This is a genomic window from Arthrobacter sp. KKT183 (assembly GCF_055657625.1).
On sequence record NZ_JBVMVW010000002.1, the window covers coordinates 34,479 to 50,009 of the forward strand.

Below are 15,531 nucleotides of genomic sequence, written 5' to 3' on the forward strand. Positions count from 1 at the left end.
AGATACCGTCCGCCATACAAGTTATGCTTGTGCTTGGGAGGCGGAAGATGCGCAACGGGCCGGACTTGGAGGCACTGCGAGCCTTGGCGCTCGTCGTGAAGGAAAGCAGCATGTCGGCGGCAAGCACGCAGTTGGGCGTGAGTCAGCAGGCGGTGTCTCTGCGCATCCGGAAACTGGAAAAAGATTTGCGCGTGCGACTCCTGGTGCGTTCTGCACGGGGTTCGCGATTGACTCCGGCGGGCGAGCTGATTGTCGGCTGGGGAACAACGCTGCTGACGGCGGCCGATGAGTTCTCGGATGCTGTCGATTCGCTCCGCACGGATCGCGGGAAGATGATGCGCATCGCCGCGAGCCTCACGATCGCAGAACACCTCCTACCGGAATGGATCGCCCGGTGGCGCATCTCTCACGGCGATGACGGCCCGGTCGTTCAGCTCACAGCCGCCAACAGCAGCACGGTCGTCGAGGCCATACGCGAGGGAACCGCAGACCTCGGGCTCATCGAGACCCCTGTCGTTCCCGCCGGCCTCCGGTCAGTCACTGTTGCTTACGACACCATCGAAGTCGTTGTGCAGCACGGTCACCGGTGGGCGAAGACCCGCCAGGTGTCCGTTCGTGAACTGGCGGCCACTGGGTTGGTGCTCCGCGAGACCGGCAGCGGCACCCGACGAGCGCTCGAGAACGCCCTCGCCGTGGCGGGCTTTCCACTCGCAGCCGAGCCCGCAGCCGTGCTGACGACCACGCTCGGCGTTCGCAGCGCGATTATGGCCGGCATCGCCCCCGGCGCGCTGAGCTCCCTCGCAGTGTCCGAGGACACCCGTGCCGGCCGACTCGTCCGAGTTCGGATCAACAATCTCCAGATCACCCGCCCGCTCACCGCCATCTGGGCGGGGACGGCTCCGCCGCCTCATGTACGGGACTTCCTGGATGTCATCGCCCGAACTGACCGGTAACGATCGTTTGCGAGACACTCCCACTGACGTTCGAGGCTGCGCGAAAATCCGGGGTCTTATATGTAACGGTTCCCGTGTACGCGCCAATGTAACGGGAACCCGCCTTGGTGATACGTTTTGGTGATGCGAGTCGGATACGGACGGGTCTCCACCCGCGATCAGCACCCCGAAGCCCAGCACGACGCCCTGACTGCGGCCGGCTGCGAGCAGATCTTCCTCGACATGGCCTCAGGGAAACTGGCACGCAGGCCCGAACTGGACAAGGCCCTGCTCTCGGCCAACAGGGCAGGGGATCAGCTTGTCGTCACCAAGCTCGACCGGCTCGGCCGGTCGCTGGAGAACCTCATCGAGTTGTCCAAGACGCTGCAGGAACGCGGTGTGGATTTGGTCGTCCTGGACCAGGGCATCGATACCTCCACAGCGATCGGTCGGATGTTCTTCCAGATCCTGGGCTCGATCGCCGAGTTCGAACACGCTCTGATGTCCGAACGGACCCGTGACGGGCTGGCCGCGGCCCGTGCGCGGGGCCGGACCGGCGGGCAGAAACCAAAACTCGGCCCGCGCCAAGTCAGGCTGGCCCGCGAAATGTATGACGAGAAGGGCCCCGATGGGAAACGGACCCACACGGTAGAGCACATTGCCCAGGAATTCGGCGTCACCCGGCCCACCATCTACCGGCATCTGGCGAAACCATGAGCGGTGCCCGTGCGCTGCAGGTAAATCCGCTGCAGGTAGAGATGGTGTCCCCGTGGGGCGGCAACGTAGCGGCACAGGAAATCTGAGGTGGCCTTGCGTTCCCTGCTCACGGTGGCCGAGCGCGGCCAGATCCTGGCACTGCCCACCGGGACGGAGGACCTTGAAGCCCACTACACACCCAGCGATGGGGACATGTCGCTGATCCGGCAACGCCGCGGGGACGCGAACAGGTTGGGCTTTGCCATCCAGCTGTGCCTGCTGCGCCACCCGGGAATCGCGCTGGCCGAGGACACTGAGGTGGCTCCTGAGCTGATTTCATGGATGGCCTCCCGGCTGGCCGTTTCCATTGAGGCGTGGGACGAGTACGGAACACGTGAGGAAACGCGGCAGGAACACGGACGCGAGATCCGCGCGTATCTGGGCATATCCGCGTTCGGCATCGCGGACTTCCGCCAGCTCGTGGAGCACGTCAGTGATGTGGCCGCACACACGGACAAGGGCCTGCTCCTGGTGAAGAGCGCCATGGACTTCCTCCAGGCACAGAAGATCGCGCTGCCCGGGATCGGGATTATTGAAAGGGCCTGTGCACAAGCGCTGACCAGAGCGAATCGGCGAATCTACGCCACCTTGGGTGAGCAACTGTCCGTGGACCACCGGCAACGGCTCGACGGGCTGCTGCGCCGCCGCCCCGACAGTTCCCTAACGGAAATCGGCTGGCTGCGCCAGGCACCGTTACGACCGAACGCACGGTCGATGAATGAGCACATCGACCGGCTCACTACCTGGCGTGCGCTGGACCTGCCCTGGGCGGCAAGCCGGCTGGTGCACCGGAACAGGCTGCTCAAGCTTGCCCGTGAAGGTGCCTCCATGACCGCGGCCGATCTGTCCAAATTCGAACCCGCACGCCGATACGCGACCCTCTTCGCCCTGGCCACCGAAAGCATGGCAACCGTCACCGACGAAATCATCGAGCTGCACGACCGGATCATCGGCCGGCTCATCCGAACCGCGCAGAACAAGCACAACCAGACCACCCTGGCATCCCGTTCCACCGTCACAGCCATGATGCGCCTGCACTCGAAGCTCGGGGATGCCCTCTTTGAGGCCAAGGAAAACGGCGAAGATCCCTTCGCCGCGATCGAAACGGCCATCGGCTGGGAATCCCTGGCAACAAGCATCGCCCACGCCAAGGAACTCACCCGGCCAGGCCTCGAAGACCACTTGGCTCTCGTCAGCACCCACTTCACCACGCTGCGCCGCTACACCCCGGCGTTTCTTGCCGTCCTTGACCTCCACGCAGCGCCCGCAGCACACGACCTGCTGGCCGCGATCAACGTCATCCGAACCCTGAACAGCACCGGCGCCAGGAAAATCCCGGACGATGCGCCCACCTCGTTCATCCGGCCCCGGTGGAAACCGCTGGTCTTCACCCACACCGGCCTGGACCGGGGCTTCTACGAGTTCTGTGCCCTCGCGGAACTGAAGAACGCGCTGCGCTCCGGAGACATGTGGGTCACCGGATCCCGCCAGTTCCGCGACTTCGATGACTACCTTCTCACCGGCGCCGCCTACACCGGCATGAAAACCACCGGGAAACTGCCTCTGGTCACGGCCGACGGAAACACCCGATACCTCCAGGACCGGCTGGCCCTCCTTCAGGAACGACTGAAGGAAGTCAACAAGCTGGCCTCCCGCGATGAACTACCCGGGGTGCTGATCACCGGCAAGGGCGTGAGAATCACCCCGCTGGAAACGATCGTCCCCGCGCACGCCCAGCCCCTGATCGACCAGGCCAGTGCCATGTTCCCACGCATCCGGATCACCGATCTGCTGATGGAAGTCGATAGTTGGACCGGATTCACCCGCCACTTCACCAACCTCAAATCCGGCCAGCCGTCCAAGGACAAACAACTTCTCCTCACCGCCATCCTGGCCGACGGAATCAACCTGGGCCTGACGAAGATGGCCGAGTCCTGCACCGGCGTCACCTACGCCCAACTGGACCGCCACCAAGCCTCATACATTCGGGACGAAACATATAGTGCCGCCCTGTCGGAGCTGGTGAACACCCAGCACGTCCACCCCTTCGCCACGCACTGGGGCGACGGCACCACCTCGTCCTCGGACGGGCAGCGCTTCCGTGCCGGCAGCAAAGCCGAATCCACCGGGCACGTGAACCCCAAATACGGTGCCGAGCCCGGACGACTGATCTACACGCACGTCTCCGACCAGTACTCGCCCTTCCACAGCAAACTCATCAACGTCGGAGACCGCGACGCAACCTACGTCCTGGACGGGCTGCTCTACCACGAGTCCGACCTCGCGATTCAGGAACACTACACCGACACGGCCGGATACACCGATCACCTCTTCGCTCTCATGCACCTGCTCGGATACCGGTTCGCACCCCGAATCCGCAACATCGGCGATACCCGCCTCTACACACCCACCAACGATCCGGGGCACGCCACGTTGACGCCGCTGATCGGCGGGACCCTCAACACCAAAACGATCACCGCGCACTGGGACGAGATCCTCCGCCTCGCCGCGTCCATCAAAACCGGCACCGTGACCGCGTCCCTGATGATGCGAAAACTCGGCGCCTACCCCCGCCAGAACGGGCTCGCCACCGCTCTGCGGGAACTGGGCAGACTGGAACGGACCCTCTTCCTGCTCGACTGGCTCCAAGACCCCAACCTGCGCCGCAAAGTCACCGCCGGCCTGAACAAAGGCGAAGCCCGGAACACCCTCGCCCGGGCCGTCTTCTTCAACCGGCTCGGCGAAATCCGCGACCGGTCCTTCGAGCAGCAGCGCTACCGCGCCAGCGGGCTGAACCTCCTCACCGCCGCCATCGTGCTCTGGAACACCGTCTACCTCGACCGCACCATCACCACCCTCAACAAAGACGAGAACACCACAGACCCTGAACTACTGCGGTACCTCTCACCCCTGGGATGGGAACACATCAACCTCACCGGCGACTACACCTGGCCCCGCGCCAACCACATCAAACCCGGCAAATACAGGCCGCTACGGCGCCCAGCGAAACCTTAGCGTCGGATAATTCACTTTTTCACAAGCCACCCCTAATTGGGTGTGGATGGCGTGCCAGTGGGTTTCCCGATTCCCGAGGGCGTTACCTTGCCAGTTCCCGAGCTGGTCCAGCCGGTTGGCTTGGTCTGGTGTGAGCCGGCCGTGGGTGTGGCGGGTGCGTTGCCAGCGAATCCATTTGTAGAGTCGGCGTTCGGCCGGGTCGCCGGAGAGCTGCTGCGGGAACCGGCCGATGCGGGTGATGAGGTCGCGCAGCTCGGTGTACCGGTCGTCCCAGGACGGCCGAGACGCGGTCTCCTGCCAGCCAGGTGGTGGGAGGGTGGGCTGGTCGTGGACGAGTAGCCGGCGACCGGCCAGCGTCGGGTCGCGGCGTTCCTGGGTGCGGATGTGGAGGCGGACTTTTTCGTATTTGACCCTGCAGAGCCGGGAGATTTTCCTGATGCTCAGCCCACGGACGTACATGAGGGTCCATTCCTCGCGGGAGGTCGCCGGCCCCCACTCGCGGGCATCATCATCGTTCATCGACGCTACGGAGTGCGGCGGTTGCGCCTGTTAGGCACCGGGCCAGAGATCCCTGCCGAACCGGTCCCAGGTGAGATTCACCGGCCCCGCTACAGCAGCACCGAGCGGTATGGCACTCGTGAGGGCTTCTTCGGCTGCGCTGGGCCGCTCGTAGGAGACCTGGTGTGCCGAGTGGACGAGGTCGGTGCTGGTCATCTGGTTTCCCCCTGGAACTGGCTTTCCTTTGGGGTTACTGTACCGGGGCCGGTGGCGTGGTCACGGGGTTTTAGGTGGTGTGCGCCGGTGTCGTGCCCACTGCGGCGGCCGGAGGAGATGTTCCTATAGACAAATCAGCCCCGAGAGTTGACCGCCCTGCCACACCCATACAGACGGTGCATTTTGCTTGACTCTATGTAACCGTGGTTACATGCCTACATGGTAGATGGTCGGGCTACTTCCGGTGAGTGGGTGTTTTTGACGTACCGGTTGCCCCGGGAGCCCTCGGCTCCGCGATTGGCTTTGTGGCGTAAATTCAAACGTCTTGGCGTGCTGCAGTTAGCAGATGGGTTGGTCGCGCTGCCTGCCGATGTTCGTACCCGTGAGCAGATGGAATGGGCGGCAGAGGAGATCGAGGAAGCCGGCGGTTCTGCTGGCGTGTGGCTCGCACGTCCTGCAACTTCGACGTTGGAGCGTTCTGTTATCGCGCCTTTGAATGAGGCCCGGGCCGCTGAGTATGCGGAGATTACTGAGCAGGCACAGTCAGCCCGAAATGCCGCTGGTGCAGAGCGGACGCGGCACCTGCGGAAGCTGAGGGCTCAGATGCGACAGACTGAGCGACGCGATTTCTTCCGTCCACCTGAGCGGGAGCAAGCCCGCCTAGCACTTCGGGATCTCGCCGACATCGTCCATAAGGTTTCAACGGAGGTCTCCTCATGAAGTGGGCAACCCGCGCCGGCGTACACATTGACCGTTCGGCCTGTGCGTGGCTGATCCTGCGCCATGTCGACCCGCAGGCACAATTTGTCTTTGTCTCCGGGCCTGATGAGGTCCCCGACGATGCCACTGCCTTCGATATGCGCGGCGTGGATCTGGGCCACCACGGTGGGGATTGCACGTTCGAGACCATCCTGCGCCGGTACGACCTGGCCGATCCGGTGCTGTGGCGGATCGCGGCAGTCGTGCACGAGGCCGACTTGGAAGATGATCACTACGACGCCCCTGAAGCCGCCGGGTTCGACCTGATCCTGCGCGCGCTGGCAATGGCGCACACCGACGAGGAAGTCCTAGCTATGACCATCCCAATCTTCGACGCGGTCTACGGGTATATCCGCCGCAGCGTCATCACCGGAGGAACCCCCGCATGACCGGCGCACCCCGTATCCACGACCTGGTGCCCCTACGGGAAGCCACCAAAGCGTGGTTCAAAATATCCCTGCAAACCTTCGGCGGCCCAGCCGGTCAGATCGCAGTCATGCAACGCAGCCTGGTCGATGAGCACCGCTGGATCGGCGAACGCCGGTTCCTGCACGCCCTGTCCTACTGCATGCTCTTGCCGGGCCCGGAGGCTCAACAACTCGCGGTCTACGTCGGGTGGCTGCTCAACGGTGTCCGCGGTGGCCTCATCGCCGGCGTGCTCTTCGTGCTTCCCGGCGTCGTAGCTTTGCTTGCGCTGTCCGCGATCTACGTAACTTTCGGCGAAACCGCCCTGATCTCCGCCCTCTTCGTCGGATTATCCGCAGCGGTCCTGGCGATCGTCGCCCAGGCTGTCATCAAGGTCGCCAGACGCGCACTACATCACCCTGCCCTGGTGGCCCTGGCGGTAGCCTCATTTGCTGCCCTGACCATCTTCGGCGTCCCGTTTCCGGCGGTCATCGCCGCAGCCGCGTTCATCGGGTGGGCCTTGGGGCGGCTCCGTCCCGGCCTGATGGCCGCACCAGCGAAGAAAGTCACGGCGGACGAGACCGACCCGTTAATTTCCGACGACGCCTTACATCACGCCCAACCCTCCTGGCGCAGGGGCGCTTTGGTCCTGGGTCTCGGTATCCCGCTATGGCTTACACCGGTCGGCATCGCTTTCGCCCTGACCGGGCTCGAGAGCGTCTACACCCAGCAAGGCTTGTTCTTCTCCGGCACCGCCCTCGTCACCTTCGGTGGGGCCTACGCTGTGCTCGCCTACGTAGCCCAGCAGGCCGTTGCCACCTACGGTTGGTTGGCACCCGGTGAGATGGTGCGGGGTCTGGCACTTGCCGAAACCACTCCCGGACCGCTGATCATGGTCGTGCAGTTCGTGGCCTTCCTCGGAGCTTTCCGCGACCCCGGGGCCCTCGACCCGTGGACAGCAGCAATCCTCGCCTCACTTCTGGTTACTTGGGTGACCTTCGTCCCGAGTTTCTTGTTTATCTTCCTTGGTGCCCCCTACGTTGAACGCCTACGGGGAAACCGCTCTTTGTCAGCCGCACTGACCGGAATCACCGCCGCAGTCGTCGGCGTCATCGCGAACCTGGGCGTCTACTTCGCCACTCATACCCTCTTCGCTGATTCCGCCTTGGCAACCTGGGGTCCGGTCGATCTAGAGGTGCCCCTGCTATCGACGCTACAACCCTGGGCACTGTTGCTAACTATCGCGGCAATGGTGATGATTTTTCGATTGCGCTGGAGCGTGCTGCGCACGCTCGGTGTCTGTGCCGCTGCGAGCCTGCTCTTGATACTCCTACCCTGACCGCTCACCGGGTATGTAGCCGAATCTCTTCAGCTGCGGTTACTGACGCCGGAGTAAATCCTTCTTGAGGGCGTAATAGAGCTCCCGGGTGACGAAGCGTTTGAGGCTGCGGATGGCGTCCGCCGAAGAGTGTCCCTGAGCGCGTTTACGGTCGCGGTATGCCTGGGATCTGGGGTCGTAGCGGAGCCTGCAGATAGCGACTAGATAAATGGCGCGATTAGCCCGCCGGTTTCCGCCCCTATGAAGTCTCATCCGGTGAGTTTTGCCGGAAGACACGGGTATGGGAGCGACGCCGCAGAGCCGGGCGAAGGCTGCTTCGCTCGGAAAACGATCAATGTTCTGTCCTGCCGTGATGAGCAGCTGTGCGACTGTGATGGGTCCGACCTGGGGCAGCGCGATAGTGGTTGGTGCGACCGCTTCCACGAGCTTGGTGATGTGTTTCTCGGTGGCGTTGATCTCTGCGGTGAGGTTGAAGATCCGCCGTCCTAGTTCCCGAAGTACGTATTTGACCGCGTGCTCAGGCTCGTCCAGCCGCGAACTGTCCGGGCGAAGTGCGCGAGCTTGTGTTGCTTTGCCCTCGAGCGTTCTGGCGTCGAAGCGTTCGCGCATACCTGTGGGAGCTGTGACGAGGACGTCGCGGAGCTGCACCAGCGCAGCAGCACGCGACTTCACAGCTGAGTCCCGGAGGAGGTGCAGATTGCGGATCGCCTCGACGGCGCCTGTGGTGTCTTTGGCCGGGGAGGAGCATTCACCGGACATGACCTTCCGTGCAGCAGCTTCAGCGTCAATGGCGTCGTTCTTGCCGGAGCGGCTGCGCGTCAGTCGGTGTCCCCTGTTAACTTCAACGACGTCGATACCGGCGGCCAGGAGGTGCCTAGTGAGACCGGCCCCGTAGGAGCCGGTGCACTCCACGCCTGCGGCGTTGATGATCCCGTAGCTGGCTGCCCAATCCAGCAGCTCCTGGTAGCCAGCAATATCTGTCGTGAACTGCCGGTCTCCGAGCAACTGGCCGTGTTGGTCTAGGACTGCAGCGTGGTGCAGCTGCGAGTGAGTGTCCACGCCTATCGTGACCGTGGTAACCGGCCGGACCGCTGGTTCTGCTGTTGCAACGCTCATGCGTACTCGTTCCTGTCGTGGAGGATGCTGGCGAGCACGGGTGACCGGGCCGGGCGGACAAAGCACTGAAGAGCCTAAGTTCGCCACGTTCCTATCAAGTCACATCCCGTCCGGCCCGGTCGCCATAGGTCAGTGGCAGGGAAGGCGAGCCGACACGTCTCCTCATAGACCAGCAAGCACCGGGATAGATGCCAGCCGTCACGCAGCGGGTAAGTCAGAAACCCCTCCCCTGCCACCAGTCACCCATCTTTCCTCAGTGCGCTAGCGGGGGAGGCCGCCGCCGCGCACCCTGGAAACACCACTCACCCTCGAAACGCCGAGGGCAGGGAACCTGTTGTGGTTCCCTGCCCCTCCCCTGCCGGGTTAGCGCTGGTAGGCGGTGTGCGGGTTGGTGACGCATTTGGGTAGGGTGCCGGTGTTCACCAGTTGGGTGAGTAGCTGGGCGAGGGTGTGGTCGGGGTCCGTGTCCTGCGCCTTGGTGAGGTATTGGGCGGCGATGGAGGACCGGCCCTTGTACCAGTGGATCCAGCCGAGGAACGCGAACAAGGGCGCGCGGGCTTCTGGCGGGGTGAACTGGAACAACTCGATGAGCAGTTCCTGGGTCGCGTCGACGTGCTCCCAGTCCGGCGTACCGGTGTACTGGCCGATGACGACGGCGGCGAAGGTTTCCGGGTCATCGTCGGTGCTGATGGTGTCGGCGATGATCCTGTCCCGTACCGCTGGGGCGTGGAGGGCCGCGATGAGTTGCAGGGCGGTGTCCTTGGTGGGTTCAGTGCCGAGGGTTTCCTGCCACAGTGCCCGGTTCTCGGTCATCACGGGGGCGGTCCAGTCAGCGGGGTCCTCGATCACCCATCCGGTGATGGTATCGGCGATCCGGTCAAGGTTCGCGTTATCTCCGGTGAATACTGGGTCGGTGACGGTTTCGCGTGTCGCGTTGGATCCCTCAAAGACCATGCGGGCACTGAGCGCGCTGTCGGTGATTTCTTCCAAGGATCGCGGGGAACAGCAGTCCGCGTCCTCACAGAAGTAGGTCACCCACTCGGTAGAGCTGACGAGCCAACTATCTGCCACTGGCATTCCTGCCGTGTCCAGCCTCGCCTCAACGGCCGCCGCGTACTGGCTGTAGGGCTTGGTCCCGTCGATGGTGGTCTGGTCGGTGTAGACGACGAGCAGCACACCGTCAGCGGCGACGTCGTTGGACAGGTATCCCAGCACCGCTTGGGCGAACAGTGCCGGTTCAGTGTCCTGTGGGGCGTCGATGCGCAACGTGGCGCCGAGCCGCTTGCCCTGCAGGGTCAGGAACACGAACGACTCGCGCGGGGCGAAGCCGAGGACGTGCGGGATGTAGGCCAGAATGTCGGCCGGGGACGTGACAGTGATCGGGGTGGCACTCATGATGTGTTGCTCCTTGGTCGCAGGGTGTGGGGTTTCGGGCTGTGGTGGTCCAGCAGTGGCCCTCTCCCCCGTCGTTGTTTTGCCTGCTGGCAAGCTCGCTTGCTTGTGCCCGACGGAGCCGGGGCAACCCCGCCAGGGGCAAGGGAGCGGAAAGTCCGGTAAGGAAATAAGCGACGCAGGAGCGCCGTCCGGACTTTCCGCCTCCCGCAGCAGCGCAGCTGTTGACCCGGTGGAGCGGGCACGCATAATCCGGAGGACAGCAGCAAAAACCAAAGAACTCTGCCGGCGGCGACGAAGGAGCTGCCGGCCCTCTGAGCCCGGAGCGGTAGCGGAGGTCCGTTTCCTGGTGCGAGCGAGCGAGTCACCAGGTTCCCTCTCGCCCGGGCCGGCTCCGTCCGGGTCGGGCAGCACCCCCGCCACCACTGGTGACGGGGGCACCCGCTTGGCTCGGGGTCAGCTGGTCCAGTCGTAGGGCAGGCGGTCCCTACTGGGTAGTTCGGCGGCGGCGTCGGGCAGGTTCTCGGGTCCGTGGGATTGGCCGTTCTTCCAGTGGAAGAACACCTCTTCGGTGATCGCTTCGAAGCAGTGTTCCTGAGACCTGTACCAGCGTGTGCTGGTGTCGCCCTCAACGTAGGTGCCGTACCCGAACAACTCGCCCTCCTCGTCGCGGTGCCGTGCCACGGTGAAGATGATGTAGGGCCAGGCCCCGGCGTCCCATCCCTCACTTGCCCAGCTGGGCAGGGCCACCCAGCCAGAACCGGGGAGGGTGTCCATCCAGTCGTACCCATCCCCCGTCCGGTCATCGGCGGGCAGTGCGGGGACGGTGACGCTTTCGTCGGTATCGGCGGTGACGGTGCGGGTCAGCATGCGCGTGCTCATGGTGGTGTCCTTCCGGTGGTTAGCGGGTGATCAGGCCGGTGGCGGTGTCGATGGTGAACCGTGCGCGGGCGCTGTCCCGGTGCGGGTTGTCCCCGCTGAGCAGCAGGTTCCCGGCGGTAAGTTTCCCCGGTTTGCGGTACTCGATGACTTCCCGCAGTTCGACCACGGGTGCGGGGTATCCGGCGATGGTTACGGTGCGGCCCGTGGGTGGGGCGAGGACGAATGAGGTTTCCGCTTGCATGTGTGTTGCTCCTTGGTCGCAGGGTGTGGGGGTTGTGGGCTGTGGTGGTCCAGCAGTGGCCCTCTCCCCCGTCGTTGTTTTGCCTGCTGGCGGAGCAGCGCGTAGCTGTGCCTGACGGAACCGGGTCAACCCCGCAAGGGGCAAGGGAACGGGCAAGAGTGGGAGGAAATAAGCGACCTTGGGAGCGCCGACACCCTTGCCCGGGCACGCAGCAGCGTCAGCTGTTGACCGGGTGGAGCAGGCACGCACAATCCGTAGGACAGCAGCAAAACAAGAAGAAAACATCGGGTGTGACGTCAGGAGCGCCCCGTCCACAGCCCGCAGCGCAGCGGAGGACCGCTTCCTGGTGCGAGTAAGACGAGTCACCAGGATCCCCTCGCCTGGGCCGGCTCCATCCGGGGCCAGGCAACACCCCCACCGCGAACGGTGGGGGCGCCACTCCCCTATGGCTAGGACGCTTCGGCGTCGATGGCACGGATTTCTGTGTTCACGGTTCCCCGTGCCTCTGTGTTTCCGTGGCTGGTAATGAGGGGGATCAGGGGCTGCGCCGTTTCCACGGCGGCGAAGGTGCGCCACTGCCCGCACAAGACGTGCACGCCCCGCTCTCCGCCCGGTGAGCGGCCATGGGTTGGATAACACCGTGCTCTTTAATGGAGGCCAAGAAGGTCTTGTCGAGCTGCACATCAGTGGGGACGTTCGCGTCGATGGTCAGAGTGAGCCCTGGAGCCCGAACGCAGTGGAGGTCCTACTGGTTGATTGTGAAAAGTCGTGGTGCTCCGAACCTTCGCACGGTTCGGAGCACCACGAATACAGACAGACAGATTTACGGAAGCACAGATAAACGTGTTTCTGTGTCAGTCCGGAAGGGTGTCGATGAAACCCCGAAGGATCTGATTCATTGTTGTTCCCTCATTCATGGCATGAAGTTTCAGCTTTCGGTGCTGAGCCGCTGTCAGGTCGAGAGTTAGTCGCTTGACGTACTCCCCCTCGGCATTTTTGAATGACGTCGACACCGAAGGCACTTCGCGGCGAGTGTCCGGTGCTACGGATCTGGGTGCCATTCGTTCGGCTAGTGATTTCTTAGCTGGCGACGCCACTGTGTACCTCCAAAAGATCCGTTGCGACCTGATCGTATCCGTGCAAGTTGGTTGGGATGGTGCCGTAAGCATTCTTAATGTCTTCGCGTAGGGGAATGTAAGCATCGAGAACCGCCGCTTCGGCTGCTTCGAATGCTTCGACGGCTATGGCAAGGCTGCGAGTGTTTAACCGTGCTCGCACAATGAGCACAGCTGCTGGTTTGCCTGCTCGCGCCGCGGCCTCGATGGACGGCCAGACCCGTTGGATGTCCATTGCGGACGCGTCGGTTGGTATGACCACCATGTCAGCTGTCGCAATAGCGGCGTCGATTACTTGAGGGTTGCCTGGGGGAGTGTCGATGACGCAGTGGTCGTAGCCTTGCGACGCTTTGTCCATCGTGCGCTGGTTAACCACGTGAACAGCGAAAGGCAGGCTTTCCCCACTATCTTCGACCAACCCCATCCAGTCTGATGCGGAGCCTTGCGGATCGCCATCCAAGAGAGCGGCCGAACCCTTGCTTGAAAGGGCTGTGGCGAGGTAGATCGAGCTGGTGGTCTTTGCTACTCCACCTTTGAGATTCACTAGCGCGACTTTCATAGTTTGAACCTAGCAAGGGCACACAGAAATAAAGGGATGCAGAGAGGCGTGTTCCTGTATTTCTGTGTTCTCGTTCAGGCAGCGTTCCATAGAGAGCGTTGATGCTCAGTATCACTCTCGATAGGTGGTAGCCAGTATTCGTCGGTCTCGGCGTCGTATAACTCATGGTCTTCGAGCTGTGGCACTAGGTGGCGGTCGAGCCACGCATGCCACGCTGCGCGCTGCTGGCGGTATCGGGTGATTTGTACCTGCCGGTCTTCGGAGGCTCCGAGGCGGTCCGCGAGGACCAGCAGGTTTGTGCCGGCGATGATCTCCCAGCGTCCGTGGTGCCGCCGCACCATCTGCAAAGCTTCCATCCGCGCCAGGTGATCAATGAGAGCGCGACGAGAAAGCCCAGTAGTCGCAGCAAGGTCGCTGGTGGTGGGGGAGAGGCGTCCGCGTTCGATTGCTTCGTAGGCAAGGGCAGCGACGTCGCCCAGGACCCGAAAAACTGGCCTGATTGCATGAATCTTACCTGTGCGCCAAGTGAGCTGACGTGCGAGCTGATCGAAGTGCTGGGGGAGTTGCACCATATAGGTGTCGGCGTTGCGGCCACGACCGCGCTGGACCCGCGTGAGGATCCCTGCAGAGGCTGCTTCGAGCATGGGAAGCAGCCGTGCAATAGTGACGTGGTCCTTGCCGAGTGCGACAGCGAAGGTCCGGCAGCCAACGTCCAGGAAGTTGGTCTGGTTCGTCCGCATGTAGGCCAGCACCGCGCGAATAAGGAATCGCAGACTGGTGCCTGCTCTGCCGTGTTCTTTCAGTCTTTGATCGAGAATCGCGTAAAGGACATTTTCGAGATCGTTCACAAGTTGGTGGATTGTGTGTTTGCTGGGGGTTGGAGAGCCCCCCGTGAGTTTAGTAGGGCTTGTGTTGAAGTTATGCGCAGTCTTCTTTTTCGCACGTTCGGAGGGTTGCTCGTTGCCGGTGAAGGCTTGGGCTTTGGCCCACTCCACGGGTAAGAGTCGTCCGGCTTTGTCCCCGTACAAGGCCGCTAGGCCGGCGTAGGAGTCGGCCATGCCAGCCTGGACCTGGTCGATGGTCCACTGGCAAGCCGCGAAGTGGTTCAGGACTGCCATGCGGGCTTCAGAGTCGCTGGCGTACCGGGCAGTGTCGTAAAGCCCGCTACGGGCCACAGAACGCAACGGAGAATCGTTCCGCATCGTAGAGGCGGTGTGGAACGATCCAGCGGCCTGCAGGGCGACGGTAGCGGCCCGAGCGCGTGTTTGGGCGCGGCGCTTCGTTTCCTGGACTCGGTGCAGTTCAGGCGCGATTCCTCGACGCAGCTGCGCCAGCGCTGCGGCCGTGTTGCGCCGGGTTAGAGTCGTGTACGCATCCGACAACGGTGTGATGAGCGTCTGATGGCCGCCGTACTTGTGCGCGGACCCGGGGACGCGGATACAGCCGTCGGTGACGTTTTGGTGCGGCCCGGGGTCCAAGCTCGAGGCGCGGAGCGTGAGGGCTTCTACGAGCTCGCGTGCCTCGGCCGCGGGGATGGGTTCCTGCAGCGGCACGTAGATGTGACGGCCGCCGCTGGGGGAGCGGTCCTCGACGAAAGCGAGCCCTGCCGCGGTGAGGAGCTCGGCGAGCTGCGCTGCGTCGCCGTCGACCACTGATTTGCGGGCTTTAGAGGTGTCTAAGTCCAGGCAGAGCGTGCGGACGGATCCGTCGACGTTGTGAATCAGCACTGCAGCCGGCGCGGCTGGCAACGAACCAGTGATCTTCAGGGGTGTGCGGGGGCGAGGGTACTGAAAGCGATCGCCAAGCCAGCGGCCCAAGCGGTAGATGGGCTGCCCGGCGATCAGCGGGGCTAGGACCCACGTCTGGGAAGGGTCAATTGCACACGCGACACCCGCGCGTACGCTCATTGACGCAGAATCGACCTGCGGTACGATAGGACTGTTCCTTTCATTGGAAGGTACGACAAAGCGCACTTCCTAGAAGTGTTTTTGGATAAGTTCAGATCGGTATCCGCCAAGATGAGGATCTGAACAAAGACTTTTGAGGCATCGGGCTCCACCACAGGTGGGGCCCTCCTCGTTTTAAGAGGCCATAGCGATAGGCAAGGCCTCCGGTAGTAACTCGCGGTCAAACCATGACGGAAGTCCGTCTACTTCGGTTTCTGTCCTCAGATGAGCGATTATTCGCTCCATCGCTTCACCAGTCGACACGCCCATTCGGTCAGCTAGGTCAAAGATGAAGTCCTTGTCCTTCTGAGGAACCAGCGTGTTGAGCTGTACATTGTCACCCGCAGTCCCGCGCGGGCG

Annotated in this window: 15 protein-coding genes; 6 read left to right on the forward strand and 9 right to left on the reverse strand. The window is 63.0% G+C overall.

What is annotated here, in order from left to right; genetic code table 11:
* Nucleotides 1–47: 47 nt before the first annotated feature.
* The 3 genes from ACZ2GY_RS17480 (at nt 48) to ACZ2GY_RS17490 (ending at nt 4,703) form a co-directional block, all read left to right on the forward strand.
* Entirely contained in the window at nt 48–953 is a 906-nt protein-coding gene (locus tag ACZ2GY_RS17480) for a LysR family transcriptional regulator (protein ID WP_016996892.1), read from the forward strand.
* A 123-nt stretch (nt 954–1,076) separates the two neighbouring features.
* Nucleotides 1,077–1,649 carry a recombinase family protein gene (locus tag ACZ2GY_RS17485; protein WP_029212121.1) on the forward strand — a complete coding sequence of 191 codons (573 nt, stop codon included), beginning with the start codon at nt 1,077–1,079 and terminating at the stop codon, nt 1,647–1,649.
* Between the two features lie 87 nt (nt 1,650–1,736).
* Entirely contained in the window at nt 1,737–4,703 is a 2,967-nt protein-coding gene (locus ACZ2GY_RS17490; protein ID WP_029212120.1) for a Tn3 family transposase, read from the forward strand.
* Here ACZ2GY_RS17490 and ACZ2GY_RS17495 read toward each other — a convergent pair.
* Together ACZ2GY_RS17495 and ACZ2GY_RS17500 are read right to left on the reverse strand one after the other, a co-directional pair.
* Nucleotides 4,680–5,222: a helicase associated domain-containing protein gene (locus ACZ2GY_RS17495; protein WP_471673685.1), complete on the reverse strand. Its 543-nt coding sequence runs from the start codon at nt 5,220–5,222 to the stop codon at nt 4,680–4,682. The two genes, ACZ2GY_RS17490 and ACZ2GY_RS17495, sit on opposite strands and share 24 nt — an antisense overlap.
* Before the next feature lie 30 nt (nt 5,223–5,252).
* On the reverse strand, nt 5,253–5,417 hold the full coding sequence (locus tag ACZ2GY_RS17500; protein WP_471673686.1) for a hypothetical protein: 165 nt from the start codon (nt 5,415–5,417) through the stop codon (nt 5,253–5,255).
* Nucleotides 5,418–5,747: 330 nt separating this feature from the next.
* On the opposite strand from ACZ2GY_RS17500, the gene ACZ2GY_RS17505 reads away from it, so the two are divergent.
* Genes ACZ2GY_RS17505 through chrA form a run of 3 tightly spaced genes read left to right on the forward strand, consistent with a single transcriptional unit; the run spans nt 5,748 to nt 7,920 of the window.
* Nucleotides 5,748–6,137 (forward strand): hypothetical protein, encoded by a 390-nt coding sequence (locus ACZ2GY_RS17505; protein WP_471673687.1) that lies wholly within the window; start codon nt 5,748–5,750, stop codon nt 6,135–6,137.
* Nucleotides 6,134–6,565 carry a chromate resistance protein ChrB domain-containing protein gene (locus tag ACZ2GY_RS17510; RefSeq protein ID WP_400587859.1) on the forward strand — a complete coding sequence of 144 codons (432 nt, stop codon included), beginning with the start codon at nt 6,134–6,136 and terminating at the stop codon, nt 6,563–6,565. The genes ACZ2GY_RS17505 and ACZ2GY_RS17510 overlap by 4 nt, the downstream gene beginning before the upstream one ends.
* Nucleotides 6,562–7,920: a chromate efflux transporter gene (chrA, locus tag ACZ2GY_RS17515; protein ID WP_471673688.1), complete on the forward strand. Its 1,359-nt coding sequence runs from the start codon at nt 6,562–6,564 to the stop codon at nt 7,918–7,920. The genes ACZ2GY_RS17510 and chrA overlap by 4 nt, the downstream gene beginning before the upstream one ends.
* Before the next feature lie 39 nt (nt 7,921–7,959).
* Here chrA and ACZ2GY_RS17520 read toward each other — a convergent pair whose 3' ends face one another.
* The 7 genes from ACZ2GY_RS17520 to ACZ2GY_RS17550 all read right to left on the reverse strand — a co-directional run bounded on the left by ACZ2GY_RS17520 (nt 7,960) and on the right by ACZ2GY_RS17550 (nt 15,132).
* Nucleotides 7,960–9,036, reverse strand: a complete 1,077-nt coding sequence (locus ACZ2GY_RS17520) for an IS110 family RNA-guided transposase (protein ID WP_471673690.1) — start codon at nt 9,034–9,036, stop codon at nt 7,960–7,962.
* A gap of 363 nt (nt 9,037–9,399) precedes the next feature.
* On the reverse strand, nt 9,400–10,431 hold the full coding sequence (locus ACZ2GY_RS17525) for a DUF4192 domain-containing protein (RefSeq protein ID WP_471673691.1): 1,032 nt from the start codon (nt 10,429–10,431) through the stop codon (nt 9,400–9,402).
* Nucleotides 10,432–10,884: 453 nt separating this feature from the next.
* Nucleotides 10,885–11,310: a hypothetical protein gene (locus ACZ2GY_RS17530; protein ID WP_471673692.1), complete on the reverse strand. Its 426-nt coding sequence runs from the start codon at nt 11,308–11,310 to the stop codon at nt 10,885–10,887.
* A gap of 19 nt (nt 11,311–11,329) precedes the next feature.
* Entirely contained in the window at nt 11,330–11,551 is a 222-nt protein-coding gene (locus tag ACZ2GY_RS17535) for a hypothetical protein (protein ID WP_471673693.1), read from the reverse strand.
* A gap of 449 nt (nt 11,552–12,000) precedes the next feature.
* Nucleotides 12,001–12,147 (reverse strand): hypothetical protein, encoded by a 147-nt coding sequence (locus tag ACZ2GY_RS17540; RefSeq protein ID WP_471673694.1) that lies wholly within the window; start codon nt 12,145–12,147, stop codon nt 12,001–12,003.
* A gap of 484 nt (nt 12,148–12,631) precedes the next feature.
* A complete protein-coding gene (locus tag ACZ2GY_RS17545; protein ID WP_471673621.1) occupies nt 12,632–13,225 on the reverse strand; it encodes an AAA family ATPase in 594 nt (197 codons plus the stop codon).
* Nucleotides 13,226–13,299: 74 nt separating this feature from the next.
* Nucleotides 13,300–15,132, reverse strand: a complete 1,833-nt coding sequence (locus ACZ2GY_RS17550; RefSeq protein WP_471673622.1) for a hypothetical protein — start codon at nt 15,130–15,132, stop codon at nt 13,300–13,302.
* Nucleotides 15,133–15,531: the final 399 nt, after the last annotated feature.